This is a genomic window from Collinsella sp. OF02-10, assembly GCF_003463445.1.
Classification (GTDB): Bacteria; Actinomycetota; Coriobacteriia; order Coriobacteriales; family Coriobacteriaceae; genus Collinsella.
Map to the genome: position 1 here is coordinate 77,692 of NZ_QSCW01000002.1, position 20,177 is coordinate 97,868.

Sequence of the window (20,177 nt, forward strand, 5' to 3'; positions counted from 1 at the left end):
TGCGGGCCCTAGACGCGTTACCGCGCATGGCGCTACTCGTCCAGAGCGGAAAGGTCGATACCCAGAGCCTCGGCCATCTCGTCGTTCTTGACGACGACCAGGTCCTTGCTCGAGAGGTGCTTGATCGGCATATCCTCGGGCTTGGCCTCGCCCTTCAGGATCTTAACGGCCATCTCGCCCGCGGCGTAGCCCAGGTCCTTATAGTTGATGGAGAGGGTGAACAGGCCGCCGGCCATGCACATACCCTCCTCGCCGGTCACGAAGGGGAGCTTATTCTCCTTGCAGATCTGGCCGACCTGCGAAGCGCCCGCGGCGATGGTGTTGTCAGTGGGGGAGTACAGCGCGTCGACCTTGCCCACGGAGGACTCGACGACGGACTGAATCTCGTTGGAGCTCGAGACGGTGAAATCGGTGTACTCGAGGCCCAGCTTGTTGAGCTCCTTCTTGGCGGCTTTGATCTGGACGTCGGAGTTGGACTCGGCGGTGCAGTAGAGCAGGCCGACCTTTTTAACGTCGGGCAGGACCTTCTGCATCATCTCGAGCTGCTCGGCGACTGGGGTGAGGTCGGAAGCGCCCGTGACGTTGGTGCCGGGCTTGTCGTTGTCCTGGACCAGGCCGGAGGCGGCGTAGTCGGTGATGGCACAGCCCACGATGGGGATATCGGCCGTGGCGCCGGCGGCAGCCTGCGCGGCGGGCGTGGCGATGGCATAAATCAGGTTGACGTTGTCGCCCACAAACTTGTCGGCAATGGACTTACACGTGGACTGGTCGTTCTGGGCGTTCTTCTGGTCGATCTTGACCTTAAGGCCGCTCTCCTTGATGGCCTTGACAAAGCCGTCGTTGGCGGCATCGAGTGCGGAGTGCTCGGTGAGTTGCAGAACGCCGATGGTGTAGTCGGAACCGGCGGCAGCAGAGCCGGAACCAGAGTTGCCGCCGCATCCGGCGAGCGGGGCGAGCGCGAGCAGACCGGCGGAGACCAGAAGGCTCCTGCGGCTGATGGTGATGTCCTTCATATCATTACCCCCAGTATAAAAATGGCTGGAAACACTGCACTGGGACAAAGTGCAAGTGGAACTATAGTAGCGCTGATGTCCATTTTTACAACAGCCTGGCGGGTTTTTTAATACAGAATCGGATGGGCGGTACGGGTAGTCGAATGGGCGGCGGAGGGTCTTATGCGGCGGAGGAGGCATCGTCCTCGTCCAGGACGGCGAAGAGCTTCTTGCCGTCAAGGAGACGTGTGGTGACGTTTCTCATGCGGCCGATCTCAACGGTACGCAGCGTGTCGTCGGCGCCTCGCGCGTCATAGACCGTTCCCAGCAAATACGAGATGCCGTCTCGTTGCTTGATGGCAAAGGGCCGGAGTGTCATCCGCGCCACTTCGACCTCTCCGCGTGCCGTGACACTCGAAATATCAAAACTCACCGTGGTTCCGTGGTCGATGGCCTGCTCGATGAGCTCGCAGGCATCGATGCGCTTGACGGGCGTGCGTGTGGCCTTGGTGGATTTGTCGCCTGCGCTTGGAGCAGGCTCGGGTGCATCGAGGTAGCCGCGAACGTCGGCACTCGCCATGGCGACCAGGTGCTGCGCTATGCTCTTTCGAATGGCGATGGGCGTGGAGCGGTTGCGCATGACCATGCCGTGGAGCCGGATGATCTCTTCGTCGGTGAGCGGACGGGTCAAGAGTCGATAGCCAACGCCGCGCTTGTACTCAATTTCGTATCCGGCATGGCGAAGTGCGGAGATGGCGGTGTAGATGCTGCGCCGCGCCGCCGAGATGGGCATGCGGGCGGGGTCGTCGGGATGGGCGAGACGCCGGATCAACTCATCGGAAAGCATGGCCTTGTCCTCGCCGGTGTTTTCGCTTAATAGTTGCAGGATGCGAACGGCGCGATAGGCTGCCATCGAGGCGGCGCCCCTCGTCGTGGTCTCGTAAGTTTCAACAGCGGTTTCGGTCATGGCGTCCACGTCCTTTCCGTTTTGGGTGGCGACGGTATGGAGCCTAGGGCGCGGGGCTTTCCCAGGGGTGCAGGACGCTCCGGGCGGTCGGTAGTCGTCGGCAAGCGGCGGGTCGAGTTTTCAACAGCCCTGCTCAACTGACCAAAATCTTGCCAAAAGCTTGACGGATACTGTTGAAAAAAGCGCCCCTCGGCTTGCCGAGAGGCGCTGGCGTGATGCGCTGGAACGCGTTTGGTGGCGCTGTGGCGATTAGAAGTCGGCGTTGCCCACGGTGCGCGGGTGCGGCAGGACGTCGCGGATGTTGCCCACGCCGGTCAGATACATGACCAGGCGCTCGAAGCCCAAGCCGTAGCCGGCGTGCTTGCAGGAACCGTAGCGGCGCAGGTCAAGGTAGTACTTGTACTGCTCGGGATTCATGCCCAGGTCCTTGATGCGGGCCTCGAGCAGATCCAGGCGCTCCTCGCGCTGGGAGCCGCCGATAATCTCGCCGATACCGGGAACCAGGCAGTCGGCGGCGGCGACGGTCTTGCCGTCCTCGTTCATGCGCATGTAGAACGCCTTGATCTCGGCCGGGTAGTCGGTTACGAAGGTCGGTCGCTTAAAGTGCTCCTCGGTCAGGAAACGCTCGTGCTCGGTCTGCAGGTCGATGCCCCAGCTGACGGGGTAATCAAACTGGTGGCCAGCAGCGACTGCCTGCTCCAGGATTTCGACAGCCTCGGTGTAGGTAACGCGGGCAAAGTCGGAGTTTGCCACATGGTCCAGGCGCTCGATCAGGCCCTTGTCCACAAACTTGTTGAGCATATTGAGCTCGTCGGGGCAGGTGGCCATAACGTCCTTAAGGACGTACTTGAGCATGGCCTCGGCGTTATCCATGTAGTCGTTCAGGTCGGCAAAGGCCATCTCGGGCTCGATCATCCAAAACTCGGCGGCGTGGCGCGTGGTGTTGGAGTTTTCGGCGCGGAAGGTGGGGCCAAAGGTGTACACGTCGCCAAAGGCCATGGCAAAGTTCTCGGCATTGAGCTGGCCGGACACGGTAAGGCTCGCGTGCTTGCCAAAGAAGTCCTGGCTCCAGTCGACCTCGCCGGACTCGGTGAGGGGCGGATTTTTGGGGTCGAGCGTGGTCACGCGGAACATCTCGCCGGCGCCCTCGCAGTCACTCGTGGTGATGATGGGGGTGTTGACGTAGACAAAGCCCTGCTCCTGGAAGAAGCGGTGGATGGCGGCAGCCGCGACAGAACGGATGCGGAACACGGCGCGGAACAGGTTGGTGCGCGGGCGCAGGTGCTGCTGGGTGCGCAGGAACTCGACGGTTGCGCGCTTCTTCTGCAGCGGGTAATCCGGGGCGCTGACGCCCTCGACCTCGATGGAGGTGGCAGAAAGCTCGAAGGGCTGGGGCGCATCGGGGGTCAGCTTGACGGTGCCGGTGCAAATGAGTGCGGCCGAGACGTTTTGATGGGCGATCTCGTCGTAGTTGTCGAGTGCCTCGCGGTTCATGACGACCTGCAGGTCGCGGAAGCAGCTGCCGTCGTTGAGCGTAACAAAGCCAAAGTTCTTCATGTCGCGGATGGACTTGACCCAGCCGGCGACGGTGACGGTCTGGCCGCCAAGCGACTCGGCATCGGCGTAAAGCTGCGCGATTTTGGTGCGGTTCACGTATCCTCCCATAACGGTTGAATGATAGTTATCCATACAGTTCGATATTCTAGCAGCTCGGCTCATTTGGGCTATACAGATAAGGCATTGGCGGGATGGTTTTTCAAACGAAAAGCGCCCGCGGCAAATGCTCGTGGGCGCTTTTCGTGTTGCCTTTTGGCTGTGTGGCGCGGGGCCTGGCTACTTGGTCTTGGCTACCAGCAGCGGGTCGCCCAGCTTGACGAGCGGGTTGCCGCCGATAAGCGTTCCGGACTCGCCGACATGGTCGATGCTCTTAAGACGATCGAGCTCGGAGATGATGACGGTCACGATGTCCTCGTGGCCGGCGGCCTTGATGGCCTCGCGATCGAAGCTGATGAGCGGCTGGCCGGCCTTGACCGTGTCACCCATCTCGACAAAGCGGGCAAAACCCTTGCCGTTCATTTCCACGGTGCCCAGGCCAACATGGATGAACACGCGAAGACCGTCCTCGGTGATCATGCCGATGGAGTGGTTGGTGACGGTGGTGGCGCCGATACGGCCGTTAGCGGGGGCGTAAATGGTGCCGGTAATGGGCTCGATGCCGTAGCCCTGGCCGAGCATGCCCGAGGCGATGGTCTCGTCGGGAACCTCACCCAGATTGACGAGCACGCCGTTGACAGGAGCGTAGATGACGCCTTCGCGGGTGGCGAAGCTTGCTGCGGGCGGAACGGACGCCTCGCCCGACGAAGTGAACGTGGACTTGAGCGAATCGAGCAGACCCATAGATGCCTCCAACGTATCAGGCGCGCATGTTGCACGCGTGTGGTTTGCCGGAAACGTTTCGTACGTGTTTCCCAGCACGGTCAGCGCTCCTATTTTACGCTGTCCAACGATACCTCTGAACAGCGATTTTGTGATATATCAGTTGAAGGCCAACTTATTGCGGGGGTGTTTCTGCGCCGCGGGCTCAAGTGGGGTACGCTAAGGTGCGAAAAACGAGTGCGCACGAATCGCACGGAGGGAGCACCTATGATTATTGAGAACCATGCGCTGTGGGGCGAGGAGCCGACCGAGGATTATCCGGCGACGTTTACGTATCTGGGTGCCGAGCCGCTGCCCGACATGCCCAATGGCCGCCGCCCCGCGGTGATCATCTGCGGCGGAGGCGGGTTTACGCATATCGCTCCGCACGAGCAGGACCCGGTGGCGTTTGCGTTTTTGGACCGCGGCTACCAGGCCTTTGTGCTCAACTATGTGACGAGCGCCACGGGCGACGTGAGCTTTCCGCACCCGCAGGCGGACCTCGCCAAGATGGTCGCTACCGTGCGCGCCAACGCCGACGAGTGGCATGTCGATCCCAAGCGCGTGTGCATCGTGGGTTTCTCGGCGGGCGGCATGATCTGCGCCTCGTTGGCAACGCAGTGGAAGACCGGACCTTTCGCGGGCCTTGCCGGGGCTCGTCCGGAGGATATTCGTCCCGACGCCGTGGTGCTGGGCTATCCGTTGCTCGACCTTGCCTATGTGCGCGATATGCAGACGCGCGACCCGCGCATCGACCTGCGCGTGCCCAAGACGGGTGGCAAGACGGGGCGCGATTTGCTCAACGACTATCTGTCGATGGTGACGGGCGGCGAGGCGACCGATGAGCACCTGGCCGACATTTGCCCTACCACGCACGTTTCGCGCCAGATGCCTCCGACCTTTGTGTGGGGCGTTTCGGACGACAAGACGGCGCCGATTGCGCAGGTCTATCCGTTTGCGCAGCGCATGGCCGAGGAAGGGGTCGCATGCGAGATGCACGTCTTTGACCAGGGTGGCCACGGCCTTTCGCTCGGCAACGCCAATACCGCGGTCGACAACGAGGACAAGCAAGTGGCAGTCCGTCCTTGGATCCGCCTGGCCTTCCGCTTCCTGGAGCGCCATATGTAAAAGTAGACTACTTGCCCGTTTCAAAAAGTCTGCTTAGAGGAGGAGCCATGCTTGAGGGTACGTATGTGGTTTTGGCCCAGACGCCGGTGGGGAGCAAACGCGGCGAGGTGACGTTTTCACATGGGGTGAACGGCGCGCTCAGGGCAGTACTAAACGTCAGGGGTCTCAATATCGCTCTCTCGGGTGCCCGCGCTGAGGGCGATTTCTTTGAGTTCTCGGGCACTATCTCCCACGTCTTGATGGGCAAGGCGCCCTTTACATGCACGGGGTCGGTTGAGGGTGATCGACTCACTGCTACCGCGCGGTCGGGTTCCATTTCGATCTCGCTGAGCGGTATGCGCAAAGAGCTTTCGGGGCGCACCGCATAAAGTTTGCGCAGGTAAACATCGGTATTTGACTTTATATAATAGTTCAGAGCGCTATCATTTGTCGTTACGAGTTGGTTAGCCCCGGTAAACGGTTAACCGCGTCTAACGAAAGGATGAGCGCGTGAAGCTCGATACACTCGAGATTGGAAAGGACGCCGTTGTCGCATCGGTGGCATCGGACGATCAGGCACTCCGACAGCATATTTTGGACATGGGCCTAACGCCGGGCACCGAAGTCACCATGATGAAGTACGCTCCTATGGGCGACCCGCTCGAGATTCGCCTGCGTGGCTACGAGTTGACGCTGCGCAAGGACGATGCTGCTCGCATCGAGCTCGTGGGTGTTCACGACACAGACACGGGTCCGCGCACTAACGCCGCAATCGGCATGACGGAGCACCCGGCACTTGGCGAGGGGACGTATTCGCCCCGTGCGGCAAAAACGGCCGTGCCCGAGGGCGCACCGCTGCATTTTGCCCTCGCCGGCAACCAAAACTGCGGTAAGACCACGCTGTTCAACCAGCTTACGGGCTCCAACCAGCACGTCGGTAACTTTCCCGGCGTGACGGTCGACCGCAAGGACGGCACCATCCGTAACCATCCCGAGGCAAGCGTTACCGACCTGCCCGGCATCTATTCGCTGTCTCCGTACACGGGCGAAGAGATCGTCAGTCGCCAATTTATCCTGGACGAAAACCCCGACGCCATCATCGACATCATCGACGCTACTAATATCGAACGCAACCTGTACCTGACGCTGCAGCTTATGGAGCTCGACCGCCCCATGGTCATCGCGCTCAACATGATGGACGAGGTGACGGCCAACGGCGGCGCCGTGGACGTCAACCTGCTCGAGAGCCTGTTGGGCGTGCCTGTTGTCCCCATTAGCGCTGCCCGCAACGAGGGTATCGGCGAGCTGGTGGATCATGCCTTGCACGTGGCACGGTTCCGCGAGCGCCCCGGTCGCCTGGACTTCTGTGCGCCCGATGGCTCGGACGGCGGTGCACTGCATCGCTGCATCCACGGCATTGCCAACCTGATCGAGGACCATGCCGTGACGGCGCACATTCCGGTGCGTTTTGCGGCGACCAAGCTGGTTGAAGGCGACGAGCTGGTGACCGAGGCGCTTCACTTGGATCGCAATGAGCTCGACGCTATCGAGCACATCATTACCCAGATGGAGGGCGAAGCCGGCACCGACCGCCTGTCCGCGCTGGCCGATATGCGCTTTAGCTTTATCGGCGACGTGTGCGGGCGCTGCGTCGTCAAGCCGCATGAGAGCCGCGAGCACGTGCGCTCCGTCAAGATCGACCGCATCCTGACGGGTCGCTACACGGCCATTCCGGCGTTCCTGGTGATCATGGGCCTCGTCTTTTGGCTGACGTTTGGCGTGATCGGCGCGGCGTTGCAGGGACTCATGGAGGACGGCATCGCTGCCGTCATCGCCTCGGCCGATGCGGGCCTCAAGGCGTTCGGCACCAACGACGTGGTACGCTCGCTGGCTGTCGACGGCGTGCTTACGGGCGTGGGCAGCGTGCTGACCTTCCTGCCGATTATCGTCGTGCTCTTTTTGTTCCTCTCCATTCTGGAAGACTCCGGCTACATGGCGCGCGTGGCCTTTGTCATGGATAAAGTGCTGCGTCGCTTTGGCCTGTCGGGCCGCAGCTTCGTGCCTATGCTCGTCGGTTTTGGCTGCACCGTGCCGGCTATCATGTCAACCCGTACGCTCCCATCCGAGCACGACCGCAAGATGACCGTCATGCTCACGCCGTTCATGAGCTGTTCGGCCAAGTTGCCGGTCTACGGTCTGCTGTGCGGGGCGTTTTTCCCGCAGGCGACGGTTCCCGCCATGGTCTCGCTCTATTTGATTGGCATTGCGGTCGGTTGCATCGCGGCTTTGGTGCTCAATCGCACGGCATTTAAGGGTGACCCGGTGCCGTTTATCATGGAGCTTCCCAATTACCGTCTGCCGAGCGTCAAGACGACGGTGATGCTGGCATGGGATAAGGCCAAGGACTTTATTACCAAGGCCTTCACCATTATCTTTGCCGCCACCGTGGTCATCTGGTTCCTCCAGACGTTCGATATTCGCTTTAACGTGGTCGCCGATCAGTCGCAAAGCCTGCTTGCCAGTTTGGGTAGCATCATCGCGCCGGTGCTGGCGCCGCTCGGCTTTGGCGACTGGCGTGCGTCGACGGCTCTCGTCACCGGACTTATCGCCAAGGAGAGTGTCATCTCGACCCTCACGGTGCTTCTGGGCGCAACCTCGCCCGCTGCACTGTCGACTATGTTCTCGCCGTTCACCGCCTATGTGTTCCTGGTCTTTACGCTGCTGTACCCGCCCTGCGTGGCGGCCATCGGCGCCGTCAAGAGCGAGCTGGGCGCGCGCTACGCCGTGGCCGTGTTCGCGTTCCAAGTGACGGTTGCCTGGATTGTGGCGTTTGTCGTGCATTCGGCAGGCATATTGCTGGGGTTGGCTTAGTTATTTATTGATGGCGCAACCTCTGTGTATTGAGTTGATTACGGCCCCGCATCTGTTGCTGACGGATGCGGGGCCGTTGCTATATAATCGCCCATCGCTCAAGACAATCGGAGAGGGTTCCTACATGACTCAGGCAAGACAAGATGGCATCTCGCTCAAGCAGTGGCTCCCGCTTATCGGGCTCGCCTGCTGTGCGTTCGTATTCAACACGTCGGAGTTCATGCCCATCGGCCTTCTGACCGATATCGCCGCGTCGTTCTCGCTCACCGAGGCCCAGGCAGGCATCATGATCTCGGTCTACGCCTGGGGCGTCATGTTGCTGTCGTTGCCGCTTATGGTGTTTGCCTCGCGCTTCGAGTTCAAGCGTATGCTGCTCGGCGTGCTTGCCGTGTTCTCGCTGGGTCAGTTCCTGTCCGCCGTGGCGCCTACCTATCCTATTTTGGTTTGCGCGCGTCTGGTGGTCGCCTGCGCGCATGCCGTGTTCTGGTCGGTCGCCTCAATCATGGCCTCGCGCCTGGTTGACAGTCGCCACGGGGCGCTCGCCATTAGCATGATCGCCACGGGCTCGTCCATCGCGCAGATCTTTGGCCTGCCGATCGGCCGCGCCATCGGGCTGGCCGTGGGCTGGCGTATGACGTTTGCCGTGGTCGGAGCTTTTTCTGCCGTCGCGGTCGTCTACCAGGCCGCGGTGTTCCCGGCCATGCCGGTGGGCGAGCGCTTTACCGTTAAGCAGCTGCCCGAGCTGCTCAAGAATCCGTTCCTGATTGCGCTCTACGCGGTCACGGTCTTTATGGCGACCGGCTATTATGCGGGTTACAGCTATATCGAGCCGTTCCTGGCGCAGGTCGCGCACGTCGACGCAAGCGCTATTACCATGACGCTGACGGCGTTTGGCTGCTCTGGTCTGCTCGGAAGCTGGCTGTTCGGCCGACTGTTCGATGGCCATCGCTTTCCGTTCTTGGCTATCACACTCTCCGGCGTGCCTGTGGCTCTGCTGCTCATGGGTCCGGTTGCACCGTCGCTCGTCGCCGTTCTCGCTGTTTGCGCGCTATGGGGCTGCTGCTCCACGGCCTTTAACGTGGCGTTTCAGGCCGAGCTCATCAAGTACACGCCGGCGGATTCGTCGGCCGTCGCCATGTCGATCTTCTCGGGCCTGTTTAACCTCGGCATCGGCACGGGCACCGCGATCGGCGGCGCCGTGGTTTCGGGTCCCGGTATCTCCTGGATTGGCTTCGCGGGCGGGGCGATTACCGTCGTGGGCGTCATCCTCGCCATCACCGTACTGTTCCCGGCCATACGCCGCGCCAAGCCCGTCGCCTAATCACGTTCCCTCATCAGTTGCGGTGAAATACGGACTGTTTGCCCGGTTTATTGGCCCCAACAGTTCCTATTCCACCGCAGCTTATTTTGGGGGAGAGGATACAAGCCGGCATACAATGGATGTCGTTGTGTTGAGCTTACCGGGAGGTTGCTATGTGGGCATACGAGACGACGTTCTACCAGATCTATCCGCTGGGCTTTTGTGGAGCTCCGCGCGAAAACGCCGCGCCCGTTGCCGAGGATGAGCTCGCCCAGGCTGCCAACGCTGCGCCCAACCCCGATGCGCCCATCATGAAGATCGCCCAATGGGCCGACTACCTGCAAGAGCTCGGCATCGGTGCTGTGCTCATTAACCCGCCGCTCGAATCCGACAGCCATGGCTACGACACGCGCAGCCTGCGCCATATCGACCGTCGCCTGGGTGGGGATGCCGATTTTGCCGCCGTGTGCGAGACGCTGCGCGCCCATGGCATCCGCGTGGTGCTCGATGCGGCCTTCAACCATGTGGGCCGTGGCTTTTGGGCCTTCCGCGATGTGCAGGAGCGCAAGTGGGACTCGCCCTACAAGGATTGGTTCCACATCAGCTTTGACGGCGACTCCTGCTATGGCGATGGCTTTTGGTACGAGGGCTGGGAAGGCCATTTTGAGCTCGTGAAGCTCAACCTGCAAAACCCCGCCGTGGTCGATTACCTGCTCGAGTCCGTGCGCCGTTGGGCCGACGTCTTTGGCGTCGACGGCCTGCGCCTGGACGTTGCCTATATGCTCGACCGCGACTTTATGCGCCGCCTGCACGCCTTTGCCCGTGAGCTCAAGCCCGACTTTGTGCTGATCGGCGAGACGCTCCACGGCGACTACAACCAGATCGTCAACGACGAGATGCTCGACTCCTGCACCAACTACGAGTGCTACAAGGGCCTGTACTCCAGCTTTAACTCGGTCAATATGTTCGAGATCGCGCACTCGCTGCACCGCCAGTTTGGCGGTGACCCGTGGTGCATTTATCGCGGCAAGCATCTGCTGTCGTTTGTCGACAACCACGATGTGCCGCGCCTGGCGAGCATCCTCACCGACAAGTCGTGCCTGCGTCCCGTCTATGGCATGCTCTTTGGCATGCCGGGCATTCCGTGCGTCTACTATGGCAGCGAGTGGGGGATTGCCGGCGAAAAGGGCGGCCCCGATGGTGACTGGGCGCTGCGACCTGCGCTCGATGAGCCTGCGCCCAACGAGCTGACGGCGTTCATCACGCAGCTTGCGCACCTTCGCTCGGCCGATGACGCGGCGGCCTGTGCTCTCAACTACGGTGCCTATCGCAACGTGGTGATCCAGAACAAGCAGCTGCTGTTCGAGCGCGCCTGTGATGACGCGACGGTGCTCGTGGCGGTGAACGCCGTGGGCGAGCCTTACACCTTTGGCGGCGGCGAGCTCAACGGGTCCTTTGTCGACCTGCTTGCCGACGATGCGCCCACGGTCGAGCTGACGGGTACCCTTGAGCTTGCACCCTACGAGGTGCGCTATCTGTTGAGAGCCTAGCCCATGGCCGTGTCTGACGAGGACTATCAACATATTGAGCATGGGTTTGAGCCTGTGTTCGACCAGCGCTCGCGCGTTTTGGTGCTGGGGTCGTTTCCCTCGGTGCTCTCGCGTGCAAATGCCTTTTATTACGGCAACCCTCAGAATCGCTTTTGGCGTGTGATGGCTGCGTGCCTCGGTGTGCCTGTGCCGCCCAACGAGGGCGATCCTTTGGCAAGCGGTGAGCCCGCGACGCTCGATGCCTCCATTGCTGCCAAGCGATCTATGCTGCTGAACGGCGGCGTGGGCCTGTGGGATGTGATCGAGAGTTGCGACATTAAGGGCTCGAGCGACGCGAGCATTCGCAACGTTGTGCCGGCACATATCGAGCGCATTACCGATGCCGCGCCGATCGAGGTCGTTGTCTGTAACGGCGGTACGGCAGGGCGACTCTACAAACGCTACTTGCAAGATCGGACGGGGTTGCCCGCCGTCGTCCTGCCCTCGACAAGTCCTGCCAATGCCGCCTGGCGACTGGAGCGTCTTGTCGAGCGTTGGCACGAAGCCGTTGACTGGGCTGTTATTTAATTTAGATTTTTGTTTGAGCGTGGGCGCCCAGACGTTTCAGAACGCCTCGCCAGATCGGCGCGGGCACGGCTGGCTCGGCGCAAACCATGCCGTCGGCGTCGACGTTGGCGGCATTGCCGCCGCCAAGTCGCTGTGCATGCTCGACGGAGCAGCCCATGCGCACGGCGCCCACGAGCTTGTCCATGGCCTCCGAAAACGGTCGCCGCAAGAGTCCCATGCGCGGGGAATGGCGAAGCGCTGCGATGCCGCTGCCGGCGCAGATGGCAACGCCGCCACACCACAATTGGTCATGGCGCTCACATGCCTTGTGCAGGCGAACGGCGGTCCCACGCGCCTGCTCAGTGCCCTCTTGTGCGGCTCGAATCGCGGCATAGACGCGCGTTCCCGTACCGCCAAAGCGCTCAAGCGCCTGCTCGATAGCAGTCAACGTCTCATCGTCAGCCACATCTTCAATGGCCAGCACGATGCCATCGGCAACGCTGCCGGCGTCATTTGCCTTCAAGTCGACCGGGCGGGGGAGTGCGGTGCCGGAAAGTTGAGCATAGGCGGCGATGGCATCCTGCAGGTCCCAGAGCAAAAAATCAAGATCGGCGCTATTGGGAATACTGATATACGCAATGGTGTGCAGTGTTTTTGGTAAGTCGCCGCGCGCGGTCGTCTCCATGCCATCTCCTTTCCGGCTCGTTTCCGTTTAGGTTACACCGTCTGGTGGCGCCCCGCCGCGCTATCCTAGTGCAACCCTTACGAAAGGAACGCCATGCGTCTGCCCATGAATACCTCGCTTGCCATGCTCAAGCCCTCCGGTATCCGCCGGATTAACGCGCTCGCCGCCCAGCATCCGGGGTGTATCGCGCTCGCGCTCGGCGAGCCCGATTTTCCCACGCCCGATGTGATTAGCGCCGAGGTGACCGCCGCGCTGGACCGCGGTGACACGCACTATCCGCCCAACAACGGTCGCCCCGCCCTGCGTGATGCACTGTCCAAATATATGGATGACGCGGGCCTGGCGTTTTCCGCCGATGAGGTCATCCTGACCGACGGCGCGACCGAGGCACTGTCGGCAACATTTATGGCTATGCTCAACCCCGGTGACGAGGTCATCATCCCCACGCCGGCCTTTGGCCTGTACGAGAGCATCGTCGTGGCCAATCACGCCAAGGCTGTCTTTTTGGATACGGAGCCTGCGCAATTCCAGATTGACGAGGATGCGCTTCGCGCCTGTGTGACCCCGGCGACCAAGGCCATCGTCATCTGCTCGCCCAACAATCCCACGGGTTGCATCCTCGACACGGCATCGCTCGACGCCGTGGCGCGCGTGGCAGAGCAGGCGGGCATCTACGTAGTCTGCGACGACGTATACAACCGTCTGGTCTATGTGGATGGCTACGAGCGCTTTGCCCAGCGCCACCCGGAGCTGCGCGACCAGACGGTGGTCATCGAGAGCTTCTCCAAGCCCTGGGCCATGACCGGCTGGCGCTTGGGCTGGCTCGCAGCGGCAGCCCCCGTCATCGCCGAGATCGCAAAGGCTCACCAATACTTAGTATCGAGTGCTGTCTCCTTCGAAATGGACGCCGCAGCCCGAGCCCTGACCGTCGACCCAACCTCCATGCTCAAAGTCTACCGAGCCCGCCGCGAACGCGTACTCGCAGCCTTAAACGCCATGGGCCTCGACGTAGTAGAGCCCGCAGGAGCCTTCTACACTTTCCCGAGCATCAAAAAGTTCGGCCTAACCAGCGAAGACTTCTGCATCAAAGCCATCGAAGAGGCAAACGTAGCCCTAGTCCCGGGCGACTGCTTCGGCACCGAAGGCCACGTCCGCCTCAGCTATTGCGTTTCCGATAAAGACCTGGACGAAGGCCTCCGCCGCCTGTCCACCTTCCTTTCAACCTTGTAGCCATCAGGGACGCAACATATCAGCCCACCGACTTAAGGCTTATGAGTGGGGGCGCCGGCCAACGGGAAACCGGGCTGCCCCAAAGTCACCGCAGGCCGCGCCGCCGAAGGCCAGGCGCAAGGTTTTCGTAGATTCCGCACGAGCCGAAGAGCACTTAATGTGCTCTTCGTGCGAGCTCAGGACCTGACCGAGCGAAAACCTTGCGCCTGGCCTTCGGCGGCGCGGCCGGATGGTGGAATTGTGTGCAGCCCGGTTTCCCGTTGACCGACGCCGGGGTCCCCGCCATAATACTTTCGGTTCACGCACGAATCCGCTGCCAGAGACAGCCGGTGCAAACGGGCATCGCCCGCGAGCTTAATGGGATATCCCGCCAGCCGAGGTGGTCGAGTAGATATGTCTTCTCGCCCCCGTCGCTCATGCAGCGCGGGGGCTTTCTTTTTGGACATGCCCCCGTCACGTCCTTGTGGCGGACCGTGCCCGGAAAGGATTCGAGGAGGTGTAATTCATGCCCCAGCAGTACAAAATCGACAAGGTTGCAGAGATCGAGTCCCGTATCGCCGAGAACGCCGGTCTGTTTGTCGTCAACTACAACGGTCTGACGGTTAAGCAGGCTCAGGAGCTGCGTCATCAGCTTCGTGAGTGCGGCGCCGAGATGAAGGTCTACAAGAACAACCTGGTCAAGATCGCTCTCAAGAACCAGGAGCAGCCCGAGATCGACGAGATCCTCGCCGGCCCCGTCGCTTATGTGTTCTACGAGACCGAGCCGGTCGAGGCCGCTAAGGCCCTTAAGGATTTCTCCGCTAAGTCCAAGGGCGTCCTTGAGATCAAGGGCGGTATCTCCGACGGCAAGGCCGTTTCCGCTGATGATGTTAAGGCTATCGCCGAGCTGCCCACCAAGGATCAGCTTCTCGGCCAGATCGCCGGTCTCATCTCCGGTTTCGCTCGCGACATCGCTGTCTGCGTCAACGGCGTTTCCTCTGGTCTCGCTCGTTCGATCCAGCAGGTCTCCGAGCAGAAGGCAGCCTAGTCGCTGTTTTCACCCGCGGCGGCAACGCCGCACCCTTGGCGCATTCGCGCCGTGTTTTAACTGATCTCCGTGCATCCGCACGGAAACCGAAAGGACTTAGAAATGGCTAAGCTTACCACCGATGAGATCATCGATGCTCTTAAGGAAATGACCCTTCTCGAGGCTTCCGAGCTCGTTAAGGCTATCGAGGACACCTTCGGCGTTTCCGCCGCTGCTCCTGCCGCTGTTGTCGCCGCTCCCGCTGCTGGCGCTGCTGAGGCCGAGGAGAAGACCGAGTTTGACGTCGTGCTCGAGGGCTACGGCGACAACAAGATCCAGGTCATCAAGGCCGTCCGTGAGCTCACCAACCTTGGCCTGAAGGAGGCCAAGGAGGTCGTCGAGGGCGCTCCCAAGGCTGTTCTCGAGGGTGCCAAGAAGGAGGACGCCGAGGCTGCCAAGGAGAAGCTCGAGGCTGCTGGCGCTGCTGTCACCCTCAAGTAATCAGGCTTTCTCGCCAGATTTCTTTGCAGACGGGGTTCGCATTGCGAGCCCCGTCTTTTTTGTTTTTAGGTCCCTCGGTATCGGTTGCTCAAACTGCCATGTTCTGTGATTTGCGTCGTATCGGGTGTCCTGCCGTTGGGTAATAAAATTGCACCATTCGAGCAATAATTTGCGTTGACCTGCTGAAGAATTGTCCCTGCCTTGTAGCGACATATAGTTCCAGCGGTAAGATGCTTGGGTATCGCAATTTGGTCTGCGGCTGTGTGCCGCACGCATGGGGCGCTTTTGCGCCTGCGAAAGGATCTTTGAATAACATGAAGGCAATCATCCCCGCCGCCGGTCTTGGCACGCGTTTTCTGCCTGGCACCAAGTGCACGCCCAAAGAGATGCTGCCGGTGCTCGACAAGCCCGTCATTCAGTACGTCGTCGAGGAGGCGCTCGACCCCGAGGAAGTCGACGACGCCATCATCGTTACTTCTCCCGGTAAGCCCGAGCTACTGAACTACTTCCAGCCCGATCGCTCGCTCGAGAACCTGCTGCGCGAGCGCGGCAAGAACGCCTATGCCGATGCCGTCGCCCACGCTGGCGGTATGCCGGTCGACTTCCGTTATCAGTACGAGCCCAAGGGCCTCGGCCATGCTATCCGCTCTGCTGCCGACGCCGTAGCAGGGGAGAACTTCCTGGTTCTTCTGGGCGACTACGTTGTGCCTAATCGCGACATCTGCGACAAGATGCTCGCCGTTTCCAAGGAGCACGGTGGCGCTTCGGTTATCGCCGTCGCTGCTTGCTCGCCCGAGGAAGTCAGCCGCTACGGCGTTATCGCCGGTGAGCGCGTCGGTTCGCTCGAGGGTGCCGAGGACGTTGCCGATGCAGAGCCGGGCGCTGTCTGGCGTATCGGCGGTCTGGTTGAGAAGCCCGCTCCCGAGGCTGCTCCGTCCAACCTGTACATCGTCGGTCGCTACCTGCTGAGCCCGCTAGTCATGGACCTGCTGGCCGATCAGCAGGCCGGTAAGGGCGGCGAGATCCAGCTCACCGACGCCATGGCCCGTTCGCTCGACCGCGAGGCCATGTACGCCGTCGTCATCGACCCGCTGTCGGGCTACGACACCGGCACTCCCTCTGGTTGGATGGCCACTAACGCCCTCATGGCTGCAAACGACCCCCGCTTTGCCGATGCCTTCTGGGACGCCATCGACGAGCGCGGCGGATTGATGCGCAAGTAAGCCTTCGGGCACCGACATTTACGGGCGTGGACCTCGGTTCGCGCCCGTTTTTTATAAGAGCTGCGATTGCCGGCTCTCTGTTCACAGAAAATATATGAACAGATGTTCGATACACATACATCTACCTGCGTGTTTTCTGTCGGAAAACTTTGCTACTCCAAAAACTCAATCGCGTCAAGGCTTTTCTTGCCCAACGGTCGGTACCTGATAAACTATTAGGTTGCGATAACTGGCGAAGCTATGCCTCGCCAACCCACCGAGCATTTCCGTGAAGGAGGAAAAACCTGGTGACCTACGCATACACTGCCACTGAGCGCAAGCGCGTCAGCTTCGGGAAAATCCCGGAGGCCATGGAGCTCCCCAACCTTATCTCTGTTCAAAGGGAATCCTTTGAGCGTTTTAAGGACGAGGGTCTTCGTGAGGCGTTCAAGGAATCCAGCCCCATCCAGAGCCAGAACCATGTTCTCGAGGTTACCTTCGGCGAGCATCAGTTCGGCGACCCCGCGCACACCGTCGAGGAGTGCCGCGAGAAGGATATGACCTATCAGGCTCCGCTTCTGACCGACGTCCGTCTCACCAACAAGGAGACCGGCGAGATCAAGGAGCAGCTCGTCTTTATGGGCGACTTCCCCATGATGACCGATCAGGGCACCTTCATCATCAACGGTACCGAGCGTATCGTCGTCTCGCAGCTCGTCCGCTCCCCGGGCGTGTACTACAGCTCCGAGATGGATTCGGGCAAGCAGATCTACAAGGCCCAGATCATCCCGTCCCGCGGTGCCTGGCTTGAGTTCGAGGTCGACAAGCGCGACCAGCTCATGGTCTCCATCGACCGTAAGCGCAAGCAGAGCGCCACGATGTTCCTGCGCGCCCTTGGCATCGCCGTCACCAACGACGACATCATCGAGCTGCTCGGCAACTCCGATGTGATCAAGCGCACCCTGGAGCGCGACACCGCTCTCACTCGCGAGGACGCCCTCATCGAGATCTACCGTCGTCTGCGCCCGGGCGAGCCTCCCACCGTGGACGCTTCCCGCAGCCTGCTCGAGGGCCTGCTCTTCAACCCGCAGCGCTACGACCTGGCCCGCGTCGGTCGTTACAAGGTCAACAAGAAGCTCAACCTCACCACCGAGGAAGAGGTCACGGTGCTTACCGACGAGGATATCGTTGCGACGCTGCGCTACCTCCTGTCCCTCGCTGCCGGCGAGCAGGGCTTCAAGGTCGACGACATCGACCACTTTGGCAACCGCCGTATCCGTACCGTCGGCGAGCTCGTCGCCAACCAGTTCCGTATCGGCATGAGCCGTATGGAGCGCGTCGTCCGTGAGCGCATGAGCTCCCAGGACATCGACGAGATCACCCCGCAGTCGCTCATCAACATCCGCCCGATCGTGGCCTCCATCAAGGAGTTCTTCGGTTCCTCGCAGCTCTCGCAGTTCATGGACCAGGCGAACCCCCTGACCGGTCTGACCCACAAGCGCCGTCTGTCCGCACTCGGCCCTGGTGGTCTTGCCGGCCACAAGTCCGGCTCCAGCCGCCGCACCAACGTGCCGACGGCCGTCCGCGACGTTCACAACTCGCACTACAGCCGCATGTGCCCGATCGAGACCCCCGAAGGCCCCAACATCGGCCTGATCGGCTCGCTCGCCCTCTACGCCCGCGTCAACGAGTATGGCTTCATCGAGGCCCCGTTCCGTCGCGTCGAGAACGGCGTTGCCACCGACCAGATCGACTGGATGACCGCTGACGAGGAAGAGAAGCACGTCATCGCGCCGGCCAACACGCCGCTCGATCCCAAGACCAACGAGTTCATCACGACCGATGCCGAGGGCAAGCTTGTCCGTCCGCACACCGTGATCGCCCGTACCCGCGACTTCGACGGCTCCTTCGGTGCTCCCGCCGACGTGCCCGTCGAGGACGTCGACTACATGGACGTCTCGCCGCGTCAGATGCTCTCCGTCGCAGCCACGCTGATCCCGTTCCTTGAGCACGACGACGCCAAGCGTACGCTGATGGGCGCTAACATGCAGCGTCAGGCCGTGCCGCTGGTTCACCCCGCCGCTCCCTATGTCGGTACCGGCATGGAGCGTCGCGCCGCTCTGGACTCCGGCGAGGTCACCCTGGCCAAGAATGCCGGCGAGGTCATCTTTGCCGACGCCGCCAAGATCATCGTCAAGCATGCCGGCGGCATGGACGAGTATCACCTGGCCAAGTACCAGCGCTCCAACCAGTCCACCTGCATCAACCACCGTCCGCTCGTGCGCGTCGGTGACACCGTTGAGCAGGGCGAGCCCCTGGCCGACGGTCCTTCGACCGATCATGGCGAGCTTGCACTGGGTCAGAACCTCACCGTGGCATACATGCCGTGGGAAGGCTTTAACTACGAGGACGGTATCGTCGTGTCCGAGCGCCTGGTGGCCGAGGACCTGCTGACGACCATCAACATCACCCGTCACGAGATCGACGCCCGCGACACCAAGCTCGGTCCCGAGGAGATCACCCGCGAGATCCCGAACCTCTCCGAGGACATGCTTGCCAACCTCGACGAGGACGGCATCATCCGCATCGGCGCCGAGGTCGGCCCTGGCGACATCCTGGTCGGCAAGGTCACACCTAAGGGCGAGAGCGCTCTGACCGCCGAGGAGCGCCTGCTGCGCGCCATCTTCGGTGCCAAGGCCCACGACGTCCGCGATACCTCCCTTAAGATGCCTCACGGCGCTTACGGCCGCGTCATCGATGTCGTCCGCTTTAGCCGCGAGAACGGCGACGACCTGGCCCCCGGCGTCAACGAGCAGGTGCGCGTCTACGTCGCCCAGCGTCGTAAGATCCAGCAGGGCGATAAGATCGCCGGCCGCCACGGCAACAAGGGTGTTATCTGTAACGTTCTGCCGGTCGAGGACATGCCCTACATGGCTGACGGTACCCCGATCGACGTTATCCTCAACCCGCTGGGCGTTCCTTCGCGTATGAACGTCGGCCAGCTGCTCGAGTGCCACCTTGGCTGGGCTGCTGCCTGCGGTTGGGATACCGAGCAGGCCGACTCCGACAAGTACGTCCCCGGTCCGTTCTTCACCGCCACGCCCGTCTTCGACGGCGCCAAGGAGGACGAGATCGCCGAGGTCATTCGTCGTGCCAACAAGAACATGCTCAACAAGGCCACCGCTGCCTTTGGCGATCACATGCGCCCCGAGTTCGTCACCCAGCTTGACGAGCGCGGCAAGACCCGTCTGTTCGACGGCCGCACCGGCGAGGAGTTCCGCGAGCCCATTACCGTGGGTACGTCCTACATCCTCAAGCTCGGCCACATGGTCGACGACAAGATCCACGCCCGTTCGACCGGCCCTTACAGCCTGGTTACCCAGCAGCCTCTGGGCGGCAAGGCCCAGTTCGGCGGCCAGCGCTTCGGCGAGATGGAAGTTTGGGCACTGTACGCTTACGGTGCTTCCAACGTCCTGCAGGAGATCCTGACCGTCAAGTCCGACGATACCGTGGGCCGCGTCAAGACCTACGAGTCCATCGTCAAGGGCGAGAACGTTCCTGTCCCGGGTATCCCCGAGTCCTTCAAGGTTCTCGTCAAGGAGATCCGCTCCCTCGCGCTGGACATCGAGCCCATGCACGATGCCGACGAGGACGCCTCCGCCCCTGTGACCGCCGAGGAGACCTCTGCTCTCGACGACCTGGCTGCGCTCGCCGGCGTTGACACCGACGTCGAGGCCGAGGATGCCGAGACCGCCGAGGCACCCGAGGCTGTCGCCGCCACGACCACTGATAAGGAGTAGTTGAC

16 protein-coding genes are annotated in these 20,177 nt (G+C 61.5%); 11 read left to right on the forward strand and 5 right to left on the reverse strand.

From position 1 onward, the window contains the following. Nucleotides 1-32: 32 nt before the first annotated feature. From DXA43_RS01945 to DXA43_RS01960, 4 genes are all read right to left on the reverse strand, one after another. The gene (locus DXA43_RS01945; protein ID WP_117799698.1) at nt 33-1,013 is read right to left on the reverse strand and encodes an ABC transporter substrate-binding protein; all 981 of its coding nucleotides are present in this window, start codon (nt 1,011-1,013) and stop codon (nt 33-35) included. Between the two features lie 160 nt (nt 1,014-1,173). Beyond that, nucleotides 1,174-1,959, reverse strand: coding sequence for a hypothetical protein (locus DXA43_RS01950; RefSeq protein WP_089572510.1), 786 nt, complete (start codon nt 1,957-1,959; stop codon nt 1,174-1,176). Between the two features lie 249 nt (nt 1,960-2,208). Further along, nucleotides 2,209-3,612, reverse strand: a complete 1,404-nt coding sequence (gene asnS / locus DXA43_RS01955) for an asparagine--tRNA ligase (protein ID WP_117563868.1) — start codon at nt 3,610-3,612, stop codon at nt 2,209-2,211. Between the two features lie 180 nt (nt 3,613-3,792). Next, nucleotides 3,793-4,356: a PTS glucose transporter subunit IIA gene (locus DXA43_RS01960; RefSeq protein ID WP_117563782.1), complete on the reverse strand. Its 564-nt coding sequence runs from the start codon at nt 4,354-4,356 to the stop codon at nt 3,793-3,795. Between the two features lie 246 nt (nt 4,357-4,602). On the opposite strand from DXA43_RS01960, the gene DXA43_RS01965 reads away from it, so the two are divergent. The 6 genes from DXA43_RS01965 (at nt 4,603) to DXA43_RS01990 (ending at nt 11,769) form a co-directional block, all read left to right on the forward strand. Further along, nucleotides 4,603-5,502: an alpha/beta hydrolase gene (locus DXA43_RS01965; protein ID WP_117806107.1), complete on the forward strand. Its 900-nt coding sequence runs from the start codon at nt 4,603-4,605 to the stop codon at nt 5,500-5,502. A gap of 47 nt (nt 5,503-5,549) precedes the next feature. Beyond that, nucleotides 5,550-5,870 (forward strand): hypothetical protein, encoded by a 321-nt coding sequence (locus DXA43_RS01970; protein ID WP_089572507.1) that lies wholly within the window; start codon nt 5,550-5,552, stop codon nt 5,868-5,870. Nucleotides 5,871-5,991: 121 nt separating this feature from the next. Further along, nucleotides 5,992-8,352 (forward strand): ferrous iron transport protein B, encoded by a 2,361-nt coding sequence (feoB, locus tag DXA43_RS01975; RefSeq protein ID WP_117773471.1) that lies wholly within the window; start codon nt 5,992-5,994, stop codon nt 8,350-8,352. Nucleotides 8,353-8,476: 124 nt separating this feature from the next. After that, the gene (locus DXA43_RS01980) at nt 8,477-9,673 is read left to right on the forward strand and encodes an MFS transporter (protein ID WP_117806108.1); all 1,197 of its coding nucleotides are present in this window, start codon (nt 8,477-8,479) and stop codon (nt 9,671-9,673) included. 152 nt (nt 9,674-9,825) lie between these two features. Further along, on the forward strand, nt 9,826-11,202 hold the full coding sequence (locus DXA43_RS01985; RefSeq protein WP_117806109.1) for an alpha-amylase family glycosyl hydrolase: 1,377 nt from the start codon (nt 9,826-9,828) through the stop codon (nt 11,200-11,202). A gap of 3 nt (nt 11,203-11,205) precedes the next feature. Beyond that, the gene (locus tag DXA43_RS01990; protein WP_117563776.1) at nt 11,206-11,769 is read left to right on the forward strand and encodes a uracil-DNA glycosylase family protein; all 564 of its coding nucleotides are present in this window, start codon (nt 11,206-11,208) and stop codon (nt 11,767-11,769) included. A 1-nt stretch (nt 11,770) separates the two neighbouring features. Here DXA43_RS01990 and DXA43_RS01995 read toward each other — a convergent pair whose 3' ends face one another. Then, the gene (locus tag DXA43_RS01995; protein ID WP_117563775.1) at nt 11,771-12,433 is read right to left on the reverse strand and encodes a hypothetical protein; all 663 of its coding nucleotides are present in this window, start codon (nt 12,431-12,433) and stop codon (nt 11,771-11,773) included. A gap of 93 nt (nt 12,434-12,526) precedes the next feature. Between DXA43_RS01995 and DXA43_RS02000 the strand changes: the two genes are divergently transcribed. From DXA43_RS02000 to DXA43_RS02020, 5 genes are all read left to right on the forward strand, one after another. Beyond that, a complete protein-coding gene (locus DXA43_RS02000; RefSeq protein WP_117806110.1) occupies nt 12,527-13,663 on the forward strand; it encodes a pyridoxal phosphate-dependent aminotransferase in 1,137 nt (378 codons plus the stop codon). Between the two features lie 505 nt (nt 13,664-14,168). Beyond that, nucleotides 14,169-14,690, forward strand: a complete 522-nt coding sequence (gene rplJ / locus DXA43_RS02005; RefSeq protein WP_055250258.1) for a 50S ribosomal protein L10 — start codon at nt 14,169-14,171, stop codon at nt 14,688-14,690. A gap of 102 nt (nt 14,691-14,792) precedes the next feature. After that, the gene (rplL, locus tag DXA43_RS02010) at nt 14,793-15,170 is read left to right on the forward strand and encodes a 50S ribosomal protein L7/L12 (protein ID WP_117806111.1); all 378 of its coding nucleotides are present in this window, start codon (nt 14,793-14,795) and stop codon (nt 15,168-15,170) included. A gap of 314 nt (nt 15,171-15,484) precedes the next feature. Beyond that, entirely contained in the window at nt 15,485-16,393 is a 909-nt protein-coding gene (locus DXA43_RS02015; RefSeq protein WP_117806112.1) for a UTP--glucose-1-phosphate uridylyltransferase, read from the forward strand. 350 nt (nt 16,394-16,743) lie between these two features. Beyond that, complete coding sequence (locus DXA43_RS02020; RefSeq protein WP_233506176.1) at nt 16,744-20,172, forward strand: DNA-directed RNA polymerase subunit beta; 3,429 nt, start codon at nt 16,744-16,746, stop codon at nt 20,170-20,172. Nucleotides 20,173-20,177 lie beyond the last annotated feature (5 nt).

Bases quoted from the DNA above. Each gene is read 5' to 3' on its own strand.
- DXA43_RS02015 (WP_117806112.1), top strand. From the start codon at position 15,485: ATGAAGGCAATCATCCCCGCCGCCGGTCTTGGCACGCGTTTTCTGCCT.
- DXA43_RS01990 (WP_117563776.1), top strand. From the start codon at position 11,206: ATGGCCGTGTCTGACGAGGACTATCAACATATTGAGCATGGGTTTGAG.
- DXA43_RS01965 (WP_117806107.1), top strand. From the start codon at position 4,603: ATGATTATTGAGAACCATGCGCTGTGGGGCGAGGAGCCGACCGAGGAT.
- DXA43_RS01945 (WP_117799698.1), bottom strand. From the start codon at position 1,013: ATGAAGGACATCACCATCAGCCGCAGGAGCCTTCTGGTCTCCGCCGGT.
- DXA43_RS01980 (WP_117806108.1), top strand. From the start codon at position 8,477: ATGACTCAGGCAAGACAAGATGGCATCTCGCTCAAGCAGTGGCTCCCG.
- rplJ (WP_055250258.1), top strand. From the start codon at position 14,169: ATGCCCCAGCAGTACAAAATCGACAAGGTTGCAGAGATCGAGTCCCGT.
- DXA43_RS01970 (WP_089572507.1), top strand. From the start codon at position 5,550: ATGCTTGAGGGTACGTATGTGGTTTTGGCCCAGACGCCGGTGGGGAGC.
- DXA43_RS01985 (WP_117806109.1), top strand. From the start codon at position 9,826: ATGTGGGCATACGAGACGACGTTCTACCAGATCTATCCGCTGGGCTTT.
- DXA43_RS01950 (WP_089572510.1), bottom strand. From the start codon at position 1,959: ATGACCGAAACCGCTGTTGAAACTTACGAGACCACGACGAGGGGCGCC.
- DXA43_RS01995 (WP_117563775.1), bottom strand. From the start codon at position 12,433: ATGGAGACGACCGCGCGCGGCGACTTACCAAAAACACTGCACACCATT.
- DXA43_RS02020 (WP_233506176.1), top strand. From the start codon at position 16,744: ATGGAGCTCCCCAACCTTATCTCTGTTCAAAGGGAATCCTTTGAGCGT.
- DXA43_RS02000 (WP_117806110.1), top strand. From the start codon at position 12,527: ATGCGTCTGCCCATGAATACCTCGCTTGCCATGCTCAAGCCCTCCGGT.
- rplL (WP_117806111.1), top strand. From the start codon at position 14,793: ATGGCTAAGCTTACCACCGATGAGATCATCGATGCTCTTAAGGAAATG.
- DXA43_RS01960 (WP_117563782.1), bottom strand. From the start codon at position 4,356: ATGGGTCTGCTCGATTCGCTCAAGTCCACGTTCACTTCGTCGGGCGAG.